The 586-nt window shown below is 49.1% G+C and carries 1 other RNA gene; it reads right to left on the bottom strand.

What is annotated here, in order from left to right:
• Positions 1-8: 8 nt before the first annotated feature.
• Positions 9-349, bottom strand: a transfer-messenger RNA (tmRNA) gene (gene ssrA / locus FLK20_RS21405).
• Between the last annotated feature and the right edge of the window lie 237 nt (positions 350-586).

Genomic DNA, 586 nt, shown 5'->3' on the forward strand with positions numbered 1-586 from the left:
GTGGAGATGGCGGGAGTTGAACCCGCGTCCGCCAGCACTACGCTCGAGAATACTACATGCTTAGATATCGTCTATTGTTTTAACACCAAGTGACCCGACGAACAGGGTACAAGGTGCGATCCTCTAAGTTTGGTATAAAGCCCCGAGGCTTGACTCTATACGGACTTGTGTGCGTGCGCTTCAGTCGGGTTCCCAGACCACAAGTATTCTAGGAAGCGGACAAGCGGCCCTTAGGCAGCTAGAGCGTAAGTTTCGTCGTTTGCGACTATTTAAATGCAAATTTTATTTACGAGAGAAAATGCGCTCTCGGCATGCATCTATGAGTTTCATCACCGGCGTCGAAGCCAATANTGCGATCCTCTAAGTTTGGTATAAAGCCCCGAGGCTTGACTCTATACGGACTTGTGTGCGTGCGCTTCAGTCGGGTTCCCAGACCACAAGTATTCTAGGAAGCGGACAAGCGGCCCTTAGGCAGCTAGAGCGTAAGTTTCGTCGTTTGCGACTATTTAAATGCAAATTTTATTTACGAGAGAAAATGCGCTCTCGGCATGCATCTATGAGTTTCATCACCGGCGTCGAAGCCAAT

Origin of the sequence: Oceanobacillus sp. CFH 90083 (genome assembly GCF_009389585.1) — a bacterium.
GTDB lineage: Bacteria > Bacillota > Bacilli > Bacillales > Amphibacillaceae > Oceanobacillus.